Here is a 19823-nt window from a genome sequence, read left to right as displayed (position 1 = left end):
CGCAGCGCACACCCTGGTGGGGCGGTTCCGGCGAATCACGACACGCCGCCGGGATGCGTCGCAAATCGCCGCCTACTCCGGATTCCGCCCGGATCGGCGAAATCGGGGAAAGCGGCGGAACCGGTCGGCCGCCTATCCGGTGCGGACGTTCCGGCGGGCGTCGACCTGATCGCGCGGCTTGAGCACGATCCGGTCGAGGTTCACATGCGGCGGCCGGGACGCGGCGAAGGCGATCACCTCAGCGATGTCGTCGGCGGTGAGCGGGGTCAGACCGTCGTAGACCTTCGCCGCGCGCTCGGCGTCGCCGTCGAAGCGGACGAGGGAGAACTCGGTCTCGACCATGCCGGGGCAGACCTCGGTGAGGCGTACGGGCTGCCCGACCAGTTCGCCGCGCAGGGTGCTGTGCAGCACGCTCTGCGCGTGCTTGGCGGAGGTGTAGCCGGCGCCGTTGTCGTAGACGTCGAGCGCGGCGATCGAGGTAACGGTCACGATCAGGCCGTCGCCCGACGCGATCAGCGCGGGCAAGAGGGCCTTGGTCATGCGCAGCGTGCCGACCACGTTGGTCTCCCACATCCAGCGCCAGTCGTCCAGGTCCGCTTCGGCGACCGGCGCCAGGCCCTTCGCGCCGCCGGCGTTGTTCACCAGGACGTCGACACGGTCGAGCGTCCCGCAGAAGCGTTCCACCGACGCCGGGTCCGTCACGTCGAGATACTGCGCGCGGCCGCCGATCTCGGTCGCGAGCGCCTCCACGCGGTCCGTGCGCCGGGCGCCGAGGACCACCCGGTATCCGTCGGCGGCCAGGGCGCGGGCGGTCGCCGCGCCGATGCCCGAACTGGCGCCGGTCACCACGGCGACCTTGGCGGCGGGGGCCGGTCCGGAGTCGGTCGAAGAAGCGGGAGCACTGCGCAGCGTCGTCATGAACCCCAGTCTAGGCGGCGAGCCCGACTGCTAGATTCGACGCCATGACCGGCTCCGGAGTGGTCGCGGCCAAGCTGCGCGTGGGTTCGGCTCCGGCCAGCATGGTGCTGAACGCGATCCGCGTCGGGGGTCCGGCGATGCGTGACGAGATCACCGCGCGCACCGGTCTCAGCCCGGCGACGGTCAACCGGCAGATCACGGCGCTGGCCGCCGCGGGCCTGGTCGACGAGCGTCCGGACCTGGTCGACAGCCGGGGTGTCGGGCGGCCGAAGATCCCGATCACCCTGGACCGGGACCGCTACTGCGTGGCCGGTATCCACATCGGGGCCCGGCGCACCGCGCTGGTGATCGCCGACATCGGCGGCCGCACCCTGTACAGCCACGCGATCGCGACCCAGGACGTGTGCGGCGGCAGCGCCGAGGCGGCCGTCGAGCGGCTGGCGGCGGCGCTCGCGGAACTGGTGGGCCGCTTCTCCGGCCGCCGCGTGCTGTGGGCGGGCGCCGCGCTCGGCGGCGGCGTCGACGCGGAGACCGGCGTGGTGGATCACCCGATCCTGCGCTGGCGGTCGCAGCCGCTGGGGCCGCGGCTGCACGACGCGCTGGGCGTCCGGGTATCCGTCGCCGAACACGTCCAGGCGATGGCGGCGGCCGAACTGCTGCTCGGTGGCGAGGTGGTGCCGCACGGCGCGGCACTGTTCTTCTACGCGCGCGAGACCGTCGGCATGGCGATGATCTTCGAGGACGAGGTGCATCAGCCGACCCGCGGTGCCGGCTCCATCGCGTCGCTGCCGGTCGCCCCGGGGCCGCTCGACACCGAGCCGATCGCGGCCTTGCAGACGGTGATCGGGACCGCCGCGCTCAAGGCCGCCGCCGCGCGGCTGGGCACCGGCGACGACGCCCAGGTCCTCGCCGATGCGCGGGCCCGGGTGCTGGGGCAGGCGGTGGCCGTGATGCGCGATGTGGTGAACCCGGATTCGGTGATCGTCGCCGGTGAGGCCTTCGCCGCCCACCCGCGCGGTCTCGCACCGGTGCAGGCCGCGTTCGACGCGGCCACCAGTACCGGCTGGCCGCTGGAGATCGTGCCGACGCGTTTCGGCGTGCATGTCCCGGAGGCGGCGCCGGTGGCGGTCGCACTGTCGGCCGTGTACGCGGATCCGGTCGCGGTGGCGGCCGCGGCCGTTTCATAGCGAAGGCGGCGCCGAGATCCCGCAGTTGTGACTGAAGTGACGTCTGTAGTTTAGTGGGACTACAGTCCGGCGAAACCGGTTCGTCTGGACTCGTCGAGGGGAACTCCGTGACCGAATCTCCGAAGACCCGCGCGGCCCGTGATACCGGTCGCCGCGTCCGTCGCCGGGCGCTGCTCGGCGCGGCGGGCACGGGTGCCGCGCTGCTCCTTGCCGTCTCCGGGGTCGCCGAAGCGGTGCCGGCGGTGCCCGACGGCGTGCTCGGCGCGGTGGGCAACTCGTCGTCGGACCTGAATCTGCCGGACCTGTTGGGCGCGCTGCCCGGGCTGCTGAGCCCGGGGACGCAGCCGGCCGGCACCACCCGCTGCGACACCGTGATCCAGGTGGGTGACTCCACCTCCGTCGCGGCGGACACGGCCGCGATGCTGCCCAGCGCCGGGGACACCGCCGGCGCGCAGTATCGGCGGGTCGGTGCACGGAACGTCACCGTCGACGCGCTGAGCGGCCGGGCGATCGTCGACGGCCCCGGACCGGACGCGAAGAGTGCGGTCGCCACCCGCCTGGGCCGCGGTGAACGTGGCTGCTGGGTGATCGCGATGGGCGTCAACGACGCCGGGGCGATCAGTTCCGGCTCCTCCGTCGACGCCGACGCCCGGATCGACGCGGTGATGCGGCAGTTGGCGGGTCAGCCGGTGCTCTGGCCGACGATCGCATCGTCCAACCCGCAGAACCGGGCCTTCGACAGCGCGGCGATGGCGGTCTTCAACGACGCGCTGCGCCGGGCCACCGCGCGGTACGACGACCTCGCCGTGTACGACTGGTCGGCCGCCGCCCGCCCGGAGATGTTCACCGACGGCATCCACTACACCGCCGCGGCGACCGCGGAACGGAATCGGCGGTTCGCCGACGCCCTGGCTCGGGCGTACCCGGCCGGGTCCGGCTCCACCCCGGCGGTGCGCTGGATCGGCTAGAGCGGGCAGCCGATGGACGTGTCGCGCTCGCCGGAGACGGCCTGTTTGAGGCCCTGCGCCACCGCGTCGGTGTACAGATCGGTGCCGGCCCCGAACGGGTGCACATCGTCGGGGCCGAGCAGATCCGGGTGGGCGGCGGCGGCCGAGCACCACGGCGCCAGGAACACGTTCTTGCGGGTCGGGGCGTACGCGATCACCTGCCGCGCGGCCTGCGGAATGCCCTCGACCGGGCCGTACGGCACCACCAGTACCACCTTGCGGTCGGGGCCGAGCATCCGGAGGATCCGGTCGAGCTGTCCGGGGAACGCCTGGCCGTTGGTGCCGAAACCGAGCACGACGTAGTCGCGGATCTTGTCCGACGACGCCAGATCCTGCAGCACCACCTCGCCGCCGGTGTAGTGCCGTGACACCTCGGCGTCGATGTAGATGCCGGGGAACTTCTTTCGCAGGGACGCCGAGGCGGCCAGCATCACCGAGTCGCCGACCGCCGTGACGTCGGTGCCCGCAGGCAACCCGGTCGCCGGAGGCTGCGGGTGTTTCGCCTGTTCATCGGCCTGGCGCTGTGCCTCTTTCTGTTGCTCGGCGAGGTGGTCGAGCTGTAGTTCCAGCTGCGACTTCGCCGGGCTGGTGCCCAGCGCCGACCCCGCCAGCAGGACGGCGACGGTCGTCACGACCGCCACCACCGCGGGGCGGGCCCGATGGGCGTTGCTGCCGAGCGCGGTCAGTACACCGCGGAAGCCCAGCCGCCGGAACGGCGTCTCGATCCAGCGGTACGAGAGCTCGGACGCCACGAGCGAGATCACGGCGGCGATCGTGCCGGCCACCCAGAGCGGGGTCTCCGAATGCGGGCCCATCAGCCAGTGTTTGACGAAGACCATCACCGGCCAGTGCCACAGGTACAGGCTGAACGAGCGCTCACCGAGCCAGCGCAGCGCGGGCAGCCGCAGGAGCCGCGGCACCGGCCCGGTCTCCCGGACCGCGTTGTAGACGACGGCGGCGGCGAGCACGCAGGCCGCGAACAGTCCGCCGCGGTAGGTGATCGGGGCGGTGTCCGGCAGGACGAACATCAGCGCGATGAGACCGGCGAAGGCGAGCGGTCCGAGCGTCCACCCGATGATCTGCGCGGTGCGGCGCGGCAGTTTGCGCGGCCACGAATCGGTCGCGTTCGACGCCGGGCTGGTCACCAGCAGGGCGAGAACGACGCCGGAGAGCAGCCCGAAGGCATGGGTCTCGCTGCCGAAGTAGACCCGGCTGGGGTCGGCGTCCGGCTGGTAGAGCCACGCCATGAGGGCCACCGAGGCGAACGCCAGCACCGTGGCGGCGACGGCGGCGAACAGCAGACGGCGACGGACCGGCCGGCGACGGCGCAGCCACATGAGTGCGACGAACAGCAGCGGCCAGACGACGTAGAACTGCTCCTCGATCGCCAGCGACCAGTAGTGCATGAAGATGCGCGGCGTGGTGTCGGCGAAGTAACTCTGCGACTGGGCGATCTGCACCCAGTTGTTGACGAAGAACATCGAGCTGGTGAACTGCGGCCACAGCTGGACGGCGACGTCGCCGCCGATCAGGCCGGCGATCGCGGTACTCACCACCAGCACGGTGACCGCCGCCGGGACGATACGGCGCACCCGCCGCAGCCAGAAATGGGACAGCGAGATCTCGCCGCCGGCTCCGAACTCGCGCACGAGGAGCGACGTGATGAGGAACCCGGACAGCACGAAGAAGACGTCGACGCCCAGGTAGCCGCCCCGCAGGACGGTGCCGAACAGGTGGTACACCACGACCGACAGCACGGCGATGCCGCGCAGGCCGTCCAGCGCGGGGGCCCGGCGGATCCGGCCCGGCTTGAGCGTGGTCGCGGCCGGCTCCGGGGCGGCTGTCGCTGCCGGACGGGCCGGCGGGCGGGCGGGAGCGGGCCGGGACGAGTGCGGCGGTGGTGCGGTCGGTCGTGCTCGCTGGGCGGCGGGCGCCGGGCGTTTCGGTGCGGGCCTGGGATCCGGAGCGCGGCCGGGCGCCTGCCGGGTCACCGGGACCGTCGGCGCCGTGCCGCGCGGATCGGGGCGCGGCGGTTTGGGCCGGGACTGTTCGGGCTGCGGCTGTTCCGGCTGCGGCGGTTCGGGCCGGGACTGTTCGGCGGCGGGAGACTCGTCCGGCGCCGAGGGTCCGGCCGGCGGCGATTCCTCCGCGACGGCCTCCGCGTCGGCACTCTCGGTTGTGTCCGGGGCCGCCGGGGCTTCCGGCGCCTCGGCGGACTCGGGTGGGTCCGGCGTCTCCTCGGTGTTCGCGACCGGCCGCTGCTGCGCGGTCTGCGCCGGTTCCTCGACCGGCTCGGGCCGTCCAGTGGGCTCCGGGGCGACGAGCACGCGGAACTGCCGAGTGGGCGCGTCGGAGTGGCCGCCGCCGAGCGGGGCGTCCTCCGCTCCGGGCTGGTCGTCGCCAAGACCATGAGGCTGCTGTTCCGCGGGATCGGCGGCGTCGTCGGGCGAAGGCGGAGCCTGATCGCCGGGACCCCGACCGTCGCGGGGGTTGGTCTCGGCGGAAGTGGTTTCGGCGGTCTCTTCGCGCGGTTCGGCGTCCGGCGGCCCGTCCGTCGCGGACCCTCGTTCGGCGTCATCCGGCGGCTTGCCGCCGGGGAATCGGGCGGCGTCGTCGGTGTAGTCGAGCACGACCATCGCCAGCCCGGTGGGAACGCGCATCTCCTTGGTCGGAGTGTCGTTCTGGGTGGACTGGCTACTGGAGTCGACGTCGAGCGTGGTCAATGGCGAATCGTCTCAAATCGATGCCCCGGCGTACGCGTCTAGCGACGGGGCGAAAACGGGTGGTCCGGTCGAAGAGTTTATCGCTGCTTCGGTACCCGGCCATTACCGAGGACCAAGGAATCTGGCCGTTCTGCCGGGAATGACCGGCTCTTCGGTCAGCTCGGCCGGCCGGCCGCGACGTACTCCAGGACGGTGGCGACGTCGTCGGTGCCCGGCACGCGGAATTCGGCGACCGTGTCGCCCGCCCCGACCTTGATGCCGACGTCGCGACCGGCCGGGCTGCCGTCCCGGCGCCGCAGATGGGCGAAGGCCTTCTCGTCGGTCACGTCGTCGCCGAGATAGAGGACGGCCGCCGCATCGAACGACTTCCGGAGGCGGTCGAGCGCGAGTCCCTTACTGGTCTCGATCACGGCGAGCTCGATCACCGCCTTGCCTCGGGTCACGTGCACGCCGGGCCAGCCGGCCGGTCCGGACTCCGCCAGAGCCATCGCGGCAGCGGCGTCGTCGGCGGAGGCGTTGCGCACGTGCAGGGTGGTGCTGGCCGGCTTCACCTCGACGCTGGTGCCGGCGAACCGCGAAGCGAGGGAATCGAACTCGGCGACGATGCGGGCCAGCAGCCGGCTCTGGTCCTCGGTGAGCGGCGCGTCGAAGCCGCTCTCGAACTCGGCGCCGTGGCTGCCCACCAGCACGAGGGGAGCGGCGGCACCGGACATGGCGGCCAGATCGTCACGGGCGCGTCCGGACACCAGTGCGGCCAGCGTGCCGGGCCGCGACGCGCATGCCCGCAGGGCGTCGATCGACGCCGGGTTGGGCACGGCGAGTTCCGGCCGCGGCTGGATCGGGGCGACGCAGCCGTCGTAGTCGGAGGCCACCAGCACCCGGTCGAGCCGGCAGAAGTCGTCGAGCGCCGCACGCAGTTCCGCAGTGATTCCGTTCGCGGTCACCGTCGTCTCCCTCAGCTGGACTGCTGTTGCAGGGCGGTCAGGAAGCTCTGCGCCCACAGGTCGACGTCGTGTGTCATCACCTGCTCGCGCAGCGCCGTCATGCGGCGGCGGCGCTCCGCGTCGTCGTCGGTCACGGCGGCGACCACCGCGTCGTCCGTCGACACCTCGTCGTACGGATTCATCAGGTACGCCTCTCCGAGTTCCATCGAGGCGCCGGTGAACTCGCTCAGCACCAGTGCGCCGCCGAGGTCGTGGCGGGCCGCGAGGTACTCCTTGGTCACCAGGTTCATGCCGTCGCGCAGCGGGGTCACCAGGGTGACGTCCGCGGCCACGAAGTAGGCGAGCAACTCGTCGCGGGGGACCGGTTGCAGCAGGTAGCGGACCGGCGGTGCGTCGACCGTCCCGTAGGTGCCGTTGATGTGGGCGACGGTGCGTTCCACCTCGTCGCGCAACGCCGCGTAGCTGTCGACGTTCTCCCGGCTCGGGCTGGCGAGCTGCACGAAGACGGTGTCGGCCGGGTCCAGCCGTCCGGTGGCGAAGAGCCGTTCCAGCGAGGCGAGCCGGACGTCGATGCCCTTGGTGTAGTCGAGCCGGTCGACGCCCAGAAGCAGCGTGCGCGGGTTGCCGAGGCTCTCGCGGATCGCGACCGCGCGGCGCTGGACGTCCTCACCGGCGGCCTGTCCGGCCACTCCGGCGGAGTCGATGGAGATGGGGAAGCAGCCGGCCGCCGCGATGCGGTCGCCGACGGGCACGGTGCCGAAATCCTCTCGCACGCCGACGGGTCCGGTCGACGCGTCCACTCCCAGGATGCGGCGGCACAGCGCCAGGAAGTTCTGCGCGCCGCCGGGCAGATGGAAACCCACCAGGTCCGCGCCGAGCAGTCCTTCCAGGATCTCCCGGCGCCAGGGGAGCTGACTGAACAGCTCGTACGGCGGGAACGGGATGTGCAGGAAGAAGCCGATCTTCACATCGGGCCGCAGCTCGCGGAGCATGGCGGGCACCAGCTGAAGCTGGTAGTCCTGCACCCAGACCAGGGCCCCGGGCGCGGCGGCCTCGGCGGCGGCCTCGGCGAACCGCCGGTTCACCGACACGTAGGCGTCCCACCAGTCATGCCGGTAGGCGGGTTTCACCAGAACGTCGTGGTACAGCGGCCACAGGGTGGCGTTGCTGAAGCCCTCGTAGTAGTCCTCGACCTCGGCGGCGCTGAGCGGCACCGCGTGGATGTCGATGCCGTCGACCTGCGGGTCGTCGGCGCAGTCCGGGCTACCGGTCCACCCGACCCACGCGCCCGGCTGCCGGTCGAAGACCGGGGCGAGAGCGGTGACCAGGCCGCCGGGGGCGCGCGTCCAGGAGACGGTGCCGTCCGGGGCTACCTGCTTGTTGACCGGGAGACGATTGGCGACGACGACGAACTGTGAGCCCGCCATCGCGTCAGTCGGTCTCCCCCGGCGCGATGCCCAGCATGTTGAAGAGCATCACGCACTCGTCGGCGTCGGTCGCGTAGGCCGCGACCACGCGGCGTGCGGAGTTGGCGGTCTCGTCGGCTACCGGATCCAGTTCTTCGTCATCGACAAGGTCGGTCGTCTTGGGAGGCATGGCCGCGATTCTACCCGCCCGTCGCCGGATGCTCAGCGCTCGGCCGGTTCGCGAGGCCCGCATTGGCGACGATCGCATCCCGGACGTACCGGGCGAGACCCGGTTCGAGGTCGTCGTAGGTGGCGGCGAATCGGGGGTCGGCGACGTACATCTCGCCGAGGCACGCATGGAACGACGGCGGGCAGTCGTAGAAGCGGTCGTCGATGTGCCGCCGGGCACGTTCGGCGACGGCCGTCGCGACCGCGCCGTCGGCCGGTTCGCCCGCCCGCTTGGCCGCGGCGAAGGCGTCGTTGATCGCGTCCATGTCCGCCTTGATCGCGGCCCAGTCGGCCTTCGTGTACCGCTGGGTGCGGGCGGCCGACTGCTTCCAGGCGTCGGTGTCGCCCCAGCGCTCCCGCGCCTCGGTCTGGTACTCGTCGGCGAAACCGTCGCCGAATATCTCGCGCAGTTCGGTGTCGGTGGCCGGTCGCTGATCCATGGTTCTCTCCAATGCTCGGTCGATGGCGCCGACCAGCTCGGTGAGCTCGTCGCGCCGGGCGATGACGGCGGCCCGTTGCCTGCGGAGGTGTGCCTCGGGCGAGGTGTTCGCATCCAGCAGCTCGGCGATCTCGTCCAGCGGCAGTTCCAGCCGCCGGTAGAGCACCACCTGCTGCAGCCGCGCCAGGTCGGCGGCGTCGTACAGGCGATAGCCCGCCGTGGAGCGGCCGCTCGGCGTGAGCAGGCCGATCGCGTCGTAGTGGTGCAGGGTGCGCACCGTGACGCCGGTCAGCTCGGCGAGCCGGCCGACCGTCCACTGAGCGTCGCCGCGGGAGGAAGCCGTCATGGGAACCATCGTGAGCCCTGACGTCGCGGGAGGGTCAAGTGCCGCGTGCCGCCCGTGCATGACGGCGGCGCCCCGGCGACTCACGATCGCTGTCTGCACGTGTGACCCGCCCCGGTGCCGTTGTCATGCGGGACCGCGTGGCGGGGGCCGGCGTCGGCGGGCCCGATCGCGGATCCGCCGGGGCGTCAGCGGGGGCACGGGAGGACGGACGTGGCGGAGCGCGTCCGGAATGGCCGGTGACAGATGCGGTCTGCGCAGGCGGCGGGCGATGAACTCGCCGAGGGTCACACCGGCGGCGAGGGCGCAGCCGAGTGCGAAGGCGGTCGCCATCTCGGCGCCGCCGCGACCGGGGTCGTTGTTGAGCAGCCCGTACATGCCGCGGTAGATGGCGAGGCCGGGGAGCATCGGGGTGATGCCGGCGATGGCGATGACCAGCGGCGGAGTGAGGGCGCGGCGGGCGGCGACGCCGCCGATGAGGCCGACCACCACCGCGGCGGCCGCGTAGCCGATGAGCGGGCTGGTGCTGTAGACGGCCATGACGCCCTGCACGCCCGAACCGAGTGCGCCGGACACGATCGCCGCGGGCAGGGCGCGTCGTTCGGCGTAACTCGCCGCGGCGAAACCGCCGGAGACGATCGCGCCGCCGATGATCCGGGCCGGCAGATCCGAGGCGCCGAACGGGGCGATGGTGGTCAGCTCCGGCAGCTCGATGCCGAACAGGCCGACGAACCGCACGGCGAGGGCGACACCCACCAGGATGCCGCCGGTCATCACCAGGACCTCGGTGAACCGCGCCGTGCCGGTGATCGGGGCCCCCGTGATCGCATCCTGCACGGCGCCGACCAGCGACAGCCCGGACAGCAGCACCACGATCCCGGCGGCGATGATCTTCGCCGGATTGATGTCGTAGCTGGTGAACTCCAGTATCCGGAACAGCACGGCGGCCGGGAGCACGGCGACGAACCCGCCGGTCATCTGCTGGAAGAACGGTGGCGTGCCGATCCGGTTGAGGTAGCGGTTGATCACCACGATCGAGACCGAGGACAGGAACGCGGTGAGGCCGATCAGCCAGCCCGCGGCGAGGAAGACCGCGACGCCGTAGGCCATCACGCCCCACGCGAGCGTCGAGATCCACCGCGCGTACGGGTGCGGGGCGGCGATGATCACGTCGACGATCCGGTGCGCCGACGCCGGACTGATCGCCAGACCGCGGATGCGGCGCACCAGGCGGTCCGTCTCGGCGAGGCGCGTGAAGTCGAGGGATCGGTAGGCGACGGTGCGCGAGGCGGTGATCGGCGGCAGGGTGCTGCCGCGCCGGGCGCAGATCAGGACGGTGTTGAAGGTGACGTCCACGTCGACGTCGTCGAGCCCGTAGATGCCCGCGACGAAGGCCACCTGGTCGCGGGTGTCGATCGCCCCGGTGCCCGAGTCGAGCAGGACCGCGCCGATGCGGGCGGCGAGGTCGAGGACCTCGGTGATCGCGGCCTCGTCGTGCAGGTCGATCGGCTTCCGCGGGGTGACGACGATGCGGCCCGGCTCGATCGTGTCGATCGTCGCCTGGTCGGAGCCGAGGATACGGTTCAGGCCACGGCGGATATACTCACGCACGCACCTGCCTCCTTAGCTCAGCGGTAGAGCAACGCTCTTGTAAAGCGTAGGTCGTCGGTTCAAACCCGACAGGGGGCTCTCTATCGGCCCTGGTCACGGCGGTATCTCACCGTCTGGCCAGGGCCGGTGTCGTAGCTCGGTGCCTCACGTTGCCTCAACTCGATCGAAACTCTGTCCGGCTGCCTTCAGTGCCTCACCCTGGCTGTGCACGTACGTCGCCATCGTGAACGCCGGTGAGCTGTGCCCGAGCCACTGGGCGATCTCCCTGATCGGCACGCCGCGCAGGTGCATGAGCGTCCCGCAGGTGTGCCGCGCATCGTGCAGGCGCACCCGCTCGATCCCGAGGTCGCGCAACACCCGCTCCCAGCCCGCCGAGATCTGCCATGTGTTCAGCGGGCGCCCGGCCTCATCGCTCGCCAGATACTCGCCGCCGGCGTACGCCTCGCCGAGTGCCAGCCGCTCCCTCCACTGTTGCTTGCGCGCCGCCTTCAACGCCTTCACCACGTCGACCGGCATAGGCAGCGTCCGCGCCGACGTCCTCGACTTCGGGGTATCGACGACGATCCCCTCGACGCCGTCGACCCGGGTCTCGCGGATGGTCACCGTCCCGGCTGTCAGGTCGACGTCGCACCAGCGCAGGCCGGCGATCTCACCGCGGCGCAGCCCGTACAGCGCCAGCGTCCACAGGTGACGGTCCCGGCACTGGTGGTCGAGGACCCGGTACATCTCCGCTTCGGTCAGGGTCCGGTACTCCTTGGCCTCGACGGGGACGTGATCGACGAGCGCGGCGACGTTCCGCGCGAGGTGGCCCTGTGCCTGCTCGGACGCGAGTACCTGGGACAGGGTGCCGATCATCTTGTTGATGGTCCGGGCCGCGTACTTCTTGCGCGCCTTCGTCGTGCCGTCGTCGAGGGCGCGCTCGACCTGCCCCGCCCGCAGCTGCACCACCAGGTCATCGAGATCCCGCTTCGTGAGCTTCTGCACCGCGATCTCGCCGAGCTGGTCCCGCACGGGCTGCAGCGCCGAGATGTACCCGCGCCGGGTCGACGACTTCAGGTTGTGCTTGGAGGTGAGCCAGTCGGCGCACGCCTGCTCGATGGTGCGGTGTGAGCCGCGGACGTAGGCGCCGGCCTCGACGTCGCCGAGGGTCTTGGACCGGAACGAGCGGGCCGCCGCTTCGGTGGTGAACGAGCGCCGGACCTGGTGCCGCTGGTCGCCTTCGCCGATGTTCAGCTGTACCCGCCAGCGTGGTTCGGGCTTGCCGGTGCGCCGGTTCTTCACCGTCACCTTCGTGATCCCGCTGGGAAGCTGCTGCCGGCCCATCACGCACGCTCCGATCGGGCGATGCGGGCACGCTCCGAGTGAACAGCGCGGTCCAGGTCTGCAATGCGGACGCGCAGCTCATCCCGGTTGCGCATGAGCCCATCTAGCCTGCCGTCGTCGACGGGGTGCCCGTCGTCGCCTGTCGGCAGGGTGCGCACCGTCGCCGTGATCGCTTCGTCGAGTCGCGCGAGTTGGGCGAATGCCTCGACAAGCTCGCGGGCCATGTCGTCGAAGTGCGCGAGTCGCTGCTCATCTCTGTCGTCGTTGTTGGTCGCGGTGATGGCCTCGCCGTTGAACCAGCGGGCGGCGTCCCTGCTCGACGAGCGTAGGCCGGGGAGGACGTCTATCTGGTCGTCGGAGAGTCCGGGGTATAGCAGGAAGATCGGCGGAACACCGAGCGCCGCCGCGATCACCAGCAGCTCAGAGACGTCGAGACTCCGTTTCCGGCCCGTCTCCAAGTCCGACAGGACCGACCGCGACACGGGCGCCCCGAGCTCCGCTGTTCGCTCTGACAACTTCGCTGCGCTGGTCTTCGTCCGCTCGCGCGCCGCCTTGATCGACGTCGCTGCCCGCTCCGCGACCGACTCGGACCAGCTCTTCGGGGGCACCTTCCACGTCATGGACACGCAGATTACGCGCCTGCTTGCGCGATAGCTACGAGTCGTCTACTACTTGTAGCGACAACGCACTACAACCAACTACTTGCGTTGCTGCTACGAATTGAGGTGTCCAAGTGTCCTCCCAACTCATCCCGATCGAAGCACCGTCCGGTGAGCGCTCGATGGTCTCCGCGCTCGGTCTCCATCGGACGACCGTGCTCCGAGAGATCAAGACCGGCCGGTTGAAGACGGTGAAGGTGGGCCGCCGCCGGTTCACCACCGACGAGCTCCTCGCCGAGTACGTCGCCAGCCTGCCCGTTCACGGTGGTGACGCGGCGTGAACGCGTCGAAGGTGTACCGCTGCGGCCGGTGCCAGCGGCGGGCGCGCCGCACCCTGACCGGTTGGAACGTCACCATGCGCGGCGGCCGGCCCGTCGGCTACCTGTGCCCGGATTGTCAGACGCCGGACGAGAACGCCGAGGCGGAGATCAACCAGGCCACCCTGACGTATCTCGGTGCTGGTGCGGACGGCCGCCATCGGGCTGTTCCGAAGGTGAGTGCGTCGTGAGTGCCGAGTCGAGCGGGGCGCAGCGCCGCGACGACGGCACCGCTGCGGTCCTGGACGCCGATCTCGCCGGGCACCGCGGCTACGCGGCGATCGTCCGGGAGGCCATCGCCGCCCTGGCCGACACCGGTGAGGTGTTCACTCCGGACGATGTGGCGCGCCGGTGCGCCGAGCTGGCGCCGGATCACCCGGGGCCGCACCGGGCGCAGCTGATCGGCGCGGTGTTCAACGGCGCCGTGCAGTCCGGGCTGGTGGAGGTCGTCGGGCATGAGCGCTCGCGGCGCCGCAACCGAAACCGCGGCCACCAGAACCGCTATCAGGGGACTCTTGATCCGCGGATCGTCGGCGCGCGGCTGATCCTCGCCGGTGATCCGGCCGTGTCCAACGCCGAGACGGCGCGACGTACCGGGCTCAGCGTCCATCGGGTCGCGACGATCCGCAGGTCGCTTGGTCTGCCGCCTGCCCGCCACCGAAAGCAACTCGACGACGCGCCACGTACCGCCAAGCACCAGCGCGCCGCCGAGTCCACCACCAGCACTCACAAGGAGAACTGATTCATGAGCAACCCTATCCGCACCCTGACCGCGGTGCCCTGCCCGTCCAAGGTGGTGTGCCTGACGCACCCCCTCGCGCAGGTGCAGCCCGCCACCATCACCGACCTGTTGGACCTGGCCGTGCTGCTCGACGAGCCGAGCCCGGTCCGTCTGGTGGAGCTGCCGGGCATCGGTCCCGGCATGTCCTCGCCGTGCCCGTTCGCGGCGGACGACACCAGCGCCGCCGCGCTCGCGTTCCGTGCCCGGCTGCCGCTGGCCGCCCGGGTGGAGGCCGTGCGCGCCGCGGTCCCGCCGGTGACCGACGTCCAGGCCGCCGAGTTCGCCGCGCTGATCGGCGGTGCCCGGTGACCGAGGTCCCTACGATCCCTCCGTCTCTGAACGTGGCCGACGTCGTGGACCTCGACGCCCCGGCGCTCACCTACGACCGGACCCGTGAGGCCGACCCCGACGGCACCCCGGTGAACGTCTACATCTGCGACGAGTGCGCCGCGGAGATCCGGGTGCGCCTGGACTCTGATCCGGTGATCGACTGGAAGCTCAGCTTGGGCAAGGTGCATCGGGCGCTCGACGAGCACGCCGACGTCTGCCCCGGCCCGCCGCTGCCCGCCGAGCTGGCCACCTGGCGCGAACTGTGCGACGTCGACGCCGAGGTTCACCACGACGGTGACGCCGAGATCCTGACCGGCTGCAAGCGGCCGTCGTGGGCGGCCCCTGAGCGTGACGTGATCACTCATTCCCCGTGGTTCGGTGGATTCCGCTCGACCCCGGCGGTCCTGCCCCTCGCTCGACGCCGCGCCGACGACGCGGGCGCCGCATACATGGATCGGGCTCACCTGCTGGTGGCTGCCAAGCAGTATCCGCTCCAGGGCACCGCCGGCCTTACTGTCGGCCTGACCGTCGGCAAGGAGTGGCTGACCATGTTCACTGCCGAGGCCCGTCAGCTCGCGCGGCTGCTGCACGCCGCTGCCGATCTCGCCGAGTCCGAGACGAGCGCGCGGCATGACTGACCAGTTCGACCCGCACAATCCGCCGTCCGAGTTCTACGTGGTCGACGACCAGGGCATGCCCCTCGCACACGTCGACCTCGATCGGTTGCAGGCCGACGCCACGGTGCTGATGTACGACATGGCCTCGACCGCGGGGGACGACGCCAGTACCGACGCCGTGGCCGCCCACTGGTCCGGGAAGCATGATCCGGACTACTTCGGCTACCTGTGTGCCGCTGCGCTGTCCCTGATGACCCGGTGTGTCCTCGCGTCGACCCTGGACGCCGTCGCCGCCTCCGGTGTGGACCTTCGTCCCATCCTCCGCGCTTCGGCCGCCGACGCCCGGCGCGACCTGGGTAGGCGGTCGTGATGACGCCCGACGAGATCCGGGGTACCTGAGTCTCGGCACCTCCCGGTCGGCCCGGCCCATCGCCAGCGCGGACACTCTGCCATGTGTGCCCGTCGTCGTACGCACCTGCTACACCTGTAGGTGAGTCGCTGGCCGTGGGCCGGGCCGCCACCACTTCCATCTGGTGGGCGCCCCCGCGGTGACCACCTCGACCGAGGAAACCTCGATGACCGAGACCGACTCTCTCCTGAGCACCCTGTCGGCCGCCGCCTACATCGGCATGACGCCCGGCACCCTCCGTGCCTGGCGGAAGCAGGGCACCGGGCCGGCGTACGTGAAGACCGGCGACGACGACCGCGCTGCCGTCCGCTATCGCCGCTCCGACCTTGACCGGTGGCTCGACGACCGCACCGTCCGCCCCGTCCGGTGAGCACCAATGACGACGGCCCCGGAAGCCACTCCGAGGCCGTCACGACGAATCACCCTGCCGTCCCTTCCACAGTAGACGCCGGGACCGACAACGCTGCTGGCCGCGGGCCGGGCGACACCGGAGGGTGCACCCGATGACCACCGACAAGCCGCGCCCCGAGCGCGGTGATCCCGGCTTCAAGTACGAGTGGGCCCGGGCCGTGGAGTGTGTGCCCAAGCTGTCCGGGGCGCAGCACGCCGCGCTGTGGGCGATCTTCAACCGCGCCGACGGTCGGACCGGTGCCGGTGCCGTGGTTTCTGCCGAGTTGCTGGCCGAACGACAGGGGATTCACCCGGATACCGCCCGGGCTGCTCTGTCGTCGGTGCGTGCGCTCGGTCTGGTGCTCCGCACCAAGCGCGGCGGCCGCTCCAACTCAGGGCAGACGTGGGGGAGCGAATGGACCCTCGCCGATCCGGTTGCCGTGCTTGCTGTCGCTGCTGAGCGCCAAGGGCTTCAACCGGGTGAATCCGCCCGGTTGAGCACCGACACTATCAACCGGGCCGATCCGCCCGGTCGTGACGATCAACCGGGTGAATCCGCCCGGTTGACTGACGATGTCAACCGGGCCGATCGGTCGTATCAACCGGGTCGATCGGTCGTATCAACCGGGCCGATCGACCCCCCCAATAGATCCTTATCCATATCCCCTCCTGGTGGAGGACCAGAACCGAGTCCCAGCGCTGCCGCCTCTGGGACGACGGATGCCTACGCATCGCGCGAGACGGGGAACAGCGGAGCAGCCGCAGCCGAGGAACAACCGGCCGCCGTCGACATTGACGCCGTCGAGGGCGCGCCGCAACCGCCGGCGCCGTTTGCTCGATGGTCCGAGCTGCTGACCGACGAGGGCCGCGTCATCGCGGGCCGGTTCAACGCCGACGGACTCACGCCCGACTCTGTCGGCGCCGTCGAAGTCGCCTACGCCCGAATGCACGCCGATCCGAGCGGGTCCGTGCTGCCGCCGTACGACCTGAGCCGCGACGGGTTCAGTGCGCTACTCGCTGACGCCTATCACCGGTACCTTGACTCGGCTCCGGGCGACTTCGTCGACGTCGTGATGACCCTCGCCGAGGGCGCCTGATGAGCGCCGACGCGGGTCCGGTCGCGCTGATGGCCGCGATCCTCGACCACCACCCCGGCCTGCCCGGCGCAGCCTGCCGTGGCCGCGGTGACCTGTTCGACGCCACCGAACGGCCCGCCGGCCGACTCGGTGGGACGCGCCGCGCCCAACTCGACCAGACGGACGCGCAGCGCCGTACCCGAGCACTCGCGGTCTGCCGCATCTGCCCGGCCCTGGACGCCTGTGCCGCCTGGCTCGACGGCATGGTTCCCTCGCGCCGCCCGATCGGCGCCGTGATGGCCGGCCGGGTCGTCACCCGGCCGCACCGCAATGCCCCGGACACGAATGCCATCGCGCCCCTGATTCCCGGCGCTGAACGCACGCCTCCGGCCCTACCGACCGACCGCAGTTATCCACTCGCCCGCGGACCGGCAGAACGTCCGTAACGACCTAATGAACATCGCCACCAATAAGCCGAGGAGCACCATGACCCCGATCCCCACCAGCGACGTCCCGGCCGACGCCGACGTCATCGCCGCCCGGCTCCTGCTGGTCCGCATCGCCCTCGACGACAGCCGCGTCATCGACGCCCTCGACCCCGACCGCACCGGCCTATGGGCCCGCGTCGTCACTGCCGACCCGACCGGCGCCGGCCTGGCCGCTGTCCGCGGTGAGCCCGAGCCGCCCCGTCTCGCCCAGCTGCGCGGTGCGGTCGACGCGGCGCTCGCCGATCTTGCTCCGATCCCGGATCCGGGCAACAACACCACCAGCCCGGCCGCCCAATTGCTCTCGGAGACCATCGAGACCAAATGCGCCGAGGGTCGCATTCGGAATGCGACCCTCTCCACCTCCCGGCGCCGGGAAGCGCTGGCCGCCTGGCTCCACCACCTCGAAGGCGTACCCGACCTGACCGCCGTGCAACTGCGCTGCTGCCTCGCCGTCGTCCTTGCCGAGGTCGAAGACCGGCCCGCCGCCGTATCCGCCGAGACCATCGCCCGCACTGCCGCCGTCACCGAGGACACCGCAGCCGCCGCACTCCGGCGCCTGACCCGCCGAGGGCTCCTCGACCTCCGCAGGCACCCCGCCACCGGGCACCTCGCGCACGCCCTGCCCTGCAACGTTCCAACCCAAAAAGGGCAGCGACCATGAGCCGCGGCCCCGGCCGGATACAGCGGCTTCTGCTCGCCGAACTCCGCCGCCCCGATCCCGAACACCCGCGCGACCGGATCGCCCTGCACTTGGGCGCGTACTACGAAGACGGATCGAACAGGCGTGACTCGGTGGAACGCGCCGCCGCAGCGCTCCGCCGCAAAGGACTCGCCACCGGCGCCGGCCCGATCCTCGAAGAAACCCCGCGCGACTGGGTACGACGACTCGACCAGACACAGGTAAGTGCCGGTGAATCGGGTGAGTCGGCGACACTCGCGCGCGCGTACGCGCATGCGCGAGACTGCCCGACCTGTACATGCGTCCCACCAGCGGCGATATGTGGTGAGCCCGTCGACGCCGAGACTCTGGGATGGCAACGATGAGCCCTCACCTGTCCAGCGCTGACGTCCAGTTGCTCCGCGCTGCGCTCGACGCCGAGCAAGCCCGGCTGACTGCGCGCCGCAAGGCGCGACAGGCGATGCCGCCCCGAGCGCGAGCACTCGACACCGCTCGCCGTTCGATCCTGGCCAAGGCGCGCAACCCGGCGACTCGCGGTGCGCTCCGGCAGGCGTGCAGCTGCTACCGGTACGGCGGCCTGGTGTCGGCGCACGACGTCGCCGATGAGGTCCTTGACGAGCTGATCGCCTCCGGCGAGTTGGCGATCACCGGCCCGGCCACCGGACAGCACCGGCCCCGCTACTCGCGCGCCCCAGTCCTGGCACTGACACACCCATCTGTGACACCACGAAGAAAGGAACTTCCACGATGACCGACTACGACCTCGACAAGGTCGCTGCTGCTGCCGTCGCCGAACTGACCGCGACTGGTAACCGCTCCGCTGTCCACAACGTCCTGACCAAGGTCCGGGAGACCGTCGGCGACCAGGCATACCCCGCGGTGCTGCCCCGGATCTTCGGCGGCGTCCTCGACCAACTGCCCAAGGACGCGCTCGCGCTGGCGTTGCCCGAGTTCATCGGCGCCGCCGTCGCCGCGCTGCCGGCCGACGATGACCCGATCACCGCGGCCGCTCGCCGTATCGACCCGGGCCGAGTCCGTATCGACCCGGCCCGCCGCCGCCCCAGCCTCAACAAGAAGGAGACGCTCCGATGAAACTCACCCGCGCCACGAAGGCGCCCACCACCGAGCCGTGCCCGGAGTGCGCGGCCCGCGCCGCCGCTGAGGCCGAGGCGCCGCCCCGGTTCTCGGCGTACGAGCTCGCGGGCGCCTTCGCCCGGACCGCCGGCCTTTACGGTGACGGCACCGACGTCGTGCGCCGCGACCACTACGACCGGTACGTGCCCGTCGACAAGCGCGAGTTCCGTCACCTGCTGGCCGAGTTCGCCCGCGGGCAGGGCTGGGACACCACGCACCCGTTCGGCCGCCTCGACGTCCTCGAAGCCGCGGCCCGCGACACCATCACCACGATGTACCGGCGGCCCGCCGATCCGGCGCCGGCCGCAGACGGGCCGCTCGCCCCGCCGTCGTCGTGGGCGCGCCGCGGACGGGAAGACGCGCTGCCCGAACCGTGGGACGTGACCGGGCTCGCGCAGGTCTTCGCCCGCGAACACGCCTACGTGTGCGACGGCCGCGCCCTCATCTACTGCTCCGGCCAGCTGATGGCCTGGAACGGCGCCAGCTGGGAGACATGGGGAACGTTCGAGCCGACACACACCATCGTCACCGGCGCCGATGATTCGATGGACGCTGTCGGCCGCAACCTCCACGACATGCTCACCAGCTTCGTCGCGGGCGGCCGGTACTGGGACGAGACCGGCCAGCTCCTCCCCGTTGGTGGTGTCCACCCGCGGCTCCTCGACGCCGTCGTCGATCTCCTCGCCGTCGGTGACGCACTCCCCGGCGGCCCGGCTGCTGTCGCCGCTCTCGACCGGGCCCGCGCCGGCACCTCGACGACCTCGACCAGGCTGGTCGACCCGCGCCCGGCCTACCTCACGGAAGGACTCTGACC

General features: G+C 71.3%; 25 protein-coding genes and 1 tRNA gene. 17 read left to right on the top strand and 9 right to left on the bottom strand.

The window, feature by feature from the left end:
• Positions 1-132 precede the first annotated feature (132 nt).
• Positions 133-918, bottom strand: coding sequence for an SDR family NAD(P)-dependent oxidoreductase (locus tag MYK68_RS18705; RefSeq protein ID WP_247865241.1), 786 nt, complete (start codon positions 916-918; stop codon positions 133-135).
• A gap of 44 nt (positions 919-962) precedes the next feature.
• Between MYK68_RS18705 and MYK68_RS18700 the strand changes: the two genes are divergently transcribed.
• Together MYK68_RS18700 and MYK68_RS18695 are read left to right on the top strand one after the other, a co-directional pair.
• Positions 963-2105, top strand: coding sequence for an ROK family transcriptional regulator (locus tag MYK68_RS18700; protein WP_247865240.1), 1143 nt, complete (start codon positions 963-965; stop codon positions 2103-2105).
• A 107-nt stretch (positions 2106-2212) separates the two neighbouring features.
• On the top strand, positions 2213-3073 hold the full coding sequence (locus MYK68_RS18695; protein WP_247865239.1) for an SGNH/GDSL hydrolase family protein: 861 nt from the start codon (positions 2213-2215) through the stop codon (positions 3071-3073).
• On the opposite strand, the gene MYK68_RS18690 is transcribed toward MYK68_RS18695, so the two are convergent.
• From MYK68_RS18690 to MYK68_RS18665, 6 genes are all read right to left on the bottom strand, one after another.
• Positions 3070-5835: an acyltransferase family protein gene (locus MYK68_RS18690; protein ID WP_247865238.1), complete on the bottom strand. Its 2766-nt coding sequence runs from the start codon at positions 5833-5835 to the stop codon at positions 3070-3072. The genes MYK68_RS18695 and MYK68_RS18690 overlap by 4 nt on opposite strands.
• Before the next feature lie 155 nt (positions 5836-5990).
• Positions 5991-6779 (bottom strand): trehalose-phosphatase, encoded by a 789-nt coding sequence (gene otsB / locus MYK68_RS18685; protein ID WP_247865237.1) that lies wholly within the window; start codon positions 6777-6779, stop codon positions 5991-5993.
• A gap of 11 nt (positions 6780-6790) precedes the next feature.
• Positions 6791-8206, bottom strand: coding sequence for an alpha,alpha-trehalose-phosphate synthase (UDP-forming) (locus MYK68_RS18680; protein ID WP_247865236.1), 1416 nt, complete (start codon positions 8204-8206; stop codon positions 6791-6793).
• A 4-nt stretch (positions 8207-8210) separates the two neighbouring features.
• A complete protein-coding gene (locus MYK68_RS18675) occupies positions 8211-8375 on the bottom strand; it encodes a hypothetical protein (RefSeq protein WP_247865235.1) in 165 nt (54 codons plus the stop codon).
• Between the two features lie 10 nt (positions 8376-8385).
• A complete protein-coding gene (locus MYK68_RS18670) occupies positions 8386-9198 on the bottom strand; it encodes a MerR family transcriptional regulator (protein ID WP_247865234.1) in 813 nt (270 codons plus the stop codon).
• Between the two features lie 123 nt (positions 9199-9321).
• Entirely contained in the window at positions 9322-10806 is a 1485-nt protein-coding gene (locus tag MYK68_RS18665; RefSeq protein ID WP_247865233.1) for a threonine/serine exporter family protein, read from the bottom strand.
• 6 nt (positions 10807-10812) lie between these two features.
• On the opposite strand from MYK68_RS18665, the gene MYK68_RS18660 reads away from it, so the two are divergent.
• Positions 10813-10884 (top strand) — tRNA-Thr (locus MYK68_RS18660).
• 66 nt (positions 10885-10950) lie between these two features.
• Here the strand turns inward: MYK68_RS18660 and MYK68_RS18655 are convergent.
• Positions 10951-12129: a tyrosine-type recombinase/integrase gene (locus MYK68_RS18655; RefSeq protein WP_247865232.1), complete on the bottom strand. Its 1179-nt coding sequence runs from the start codon at positions 12127-12129 to the stop codon at positions 10951-10953.
• Positions 12129-12749 (bottom strand): helix-turn-helix domain-containing protein, encoded by a 621-nt coding sequence (locus MYK68_RS18650; RefSeq protein ID WP_247865231.1) that lies wholly within the window; start codon positions 12747-12749, stop codon positions 12129-12131. The genes MYK68_RS18655 and MYK68_RS18650 overlap by 1 nt, the downstream gene beginning before the upstream one ends.
• A 113-nt stretch (positions 12750-12862) precedes the next feature.
• On the opposite strand from MYK68_RS18650, the gene MYK68_RS18645 reads away from it, so the two are divergent.
• From MYK68_RS18645 to MYK68_RS18580, 14 genes are all read left to right on the top strand, one after another.
• Positions 12863-13069 (top strand): helix-turn-helix domain-containing protein, encoded by a 207-nt coding sequence (locus MYK68_RS18645; RefSeq protein ID WP_247865230.1) that lies wholly within the window; start codon positions 12863-12865, stop codon positions 13067-13069.
• Positions 13066-13296: a hypothetical protein gene (locus MYK68_RS18640; protein ID WP_247865229.1), complete on the top strand. Its 231-nt coding sequence runs from the start codon at positions 13066-13068 to the stop codon at positions 13294-13296. The genes MYK68_RS18645 and MYK68_RS18640 overlap by 4 nt, the downstream gene beginning before the upstream one ends.
• A complete protein-coding gene (locus MYK68_RS18635; RefSeq protein WP_247865228.1) occupies positions 13293-13847 on the top strand; it encodes a hypothetical protein in 555 nt (184 codons plus the stop codon). Before MYK68_RS18640 ends, MYK68_RS18635 begins: the two co-directional genes overlap by 4 nt.
• A 3-nt stretch (positions 13848-13850) precedes the next feature.
• Positions 13851-14195: a hypothetical protein gene (locus tag MYK68_RS18630; RefSeq protein WP_247865227.1), complete on the top strand. Its 345-nt coding sequence runs from the start codon at positions 13851-13853 to the stop codon at positions 14193-14195.
• 32 nt (positions 14196-14227) lie between these two features.
• The gene (locus MYK68_RS18625; RefSeq protein WP_247865226.1) at positions 14228-14854 is read left to right on the top strand and encodes a hypothetical protein; all 627 of its coding nucleotides are present in this window, start codon (positions 14228-14230) and stop codon (positions 14852-14854) included.
• Positions 14847-15203: a hypothetical protein gene (locus MYK68_RS18620; RefSeq protein ID WP_247865225.1), complete on the top strand. Its 357-nt coding sequence runs from the start codon at positions 14847-14849 to the stop codon at positions 15201-15203. Before MYK68_RS18625 ends, MYK68_RS18620 begins: the two co-directional genes overlap by 8 nt.
• A gap of 205 nt (positions 15204-15408) precedes the next feature.
• Entirely contained in the window at positions 15409-15612 is a 204-nt protein-coding gene (locus tag MYK68_RS18615; protein WP_247865224.1) for a helix-turn-helix transcriptional regulator, read from the top strand.
• A gap of 208 nt (positions 15613-15820) precedes the next feature.
• Entirely contained in the window at positions 15821-16729 is a 909-nt protein-coding gene (locus tag MYK68_RS18610; RefSeq protein ID WP_247865223.1) for a helix-turn-helix domain-containing protein, read from the top strand.
• Positions 16729-17154 carry a hypothetical protein gene (locus MYK68_RS18605; protein WP_247865222.1) on the top strand — a complete coding sequence of 142 codons (426 nt, stop codon included), beginning with the start codon at positions 16729-16731 and terminating at the stop codon, positions 17152-17154. The genes MYK68_RS18610 and MYK68_RS18605 overlap by 1 nt, the downstream gene beginning before the upstream one ends.
• A gap of 40 nt (positions 17155-17194) precedes the next feature.
• Positions 17195-17857 (top strand): hypothetical protein, encoded by a 663-nt coding sequence (locus MYK68_RS18600; RefSeq protein ID WP_247865221.1) that lies wholly within the window; start codon positions 17195-17197, stop codon positions 17855-17857.
• The gene (locus MYK68_RS18595) at positions 17854-18240 is read left to right on the top strand and encodes a hypothetical protein (protein ID WP_247865220.1); all 387 of its coding nucleotides are present in this window, start codon (positions 17854-17856) and stop codon (positions 18238-18240) included. The genes MYK68_RS18600 and MYK68_RS18595 overlap by 4 nt, the downstream gene beginning before the upstream one ends.
• Positions 18237-18626, top strand: a complete 390-nt coding sequence (locus MYK68_RS18590; protein WP_247865219.1) for a hypothetical protein — start codon at positions 18237-18239, stop codon at positions 18624-18626. Before MYK68_RS18595 ends, MYK68_RS18590 begins: the two co-directional genes overlap by 4 nt.
• Positions 18623-18967, top strand: coding sequence for a hypothetical protein (locus MYK68_RS18585; protein ID WP_247865218.1), 345 nt, complete (start codon positions 18623-18625; stop codon positions 18965-18967). Before MYK68_RS18590 ends, MYK68_RS18585 begins: the two co-directional genes overlap by 4 nt.
• On the top strand, positions 18964-19821 hold the full coding sequence (locus MYK68_RS18580; RefSeq protein WP_247865217.1) for a hypothetical protein: 858 nt from the start codon (positions 18964-18966) through the stop codon (positions 19819-19821). The genes MYK68_RS18585 and MYK68_RS18580 overlap by 4 nt, the downstream gene beginning before the upstream one ends.
• Positions 19822-19823: the final 2 nt, after the last annotated feature.

The organism is Gordonia sp. PP30 (genome assembly GCF_023100845.1).
Lineage (GTDB): Bacteria > Actinomycetota > Actinomycetes > Mycobacteriales > Mycobacteriaceae > Gordonia.
The sequence above is the reverse complement of the archived record's forward strand: the minus strand, read 5'-3'. Positions and strand labels throughout refer to the sequence as shown.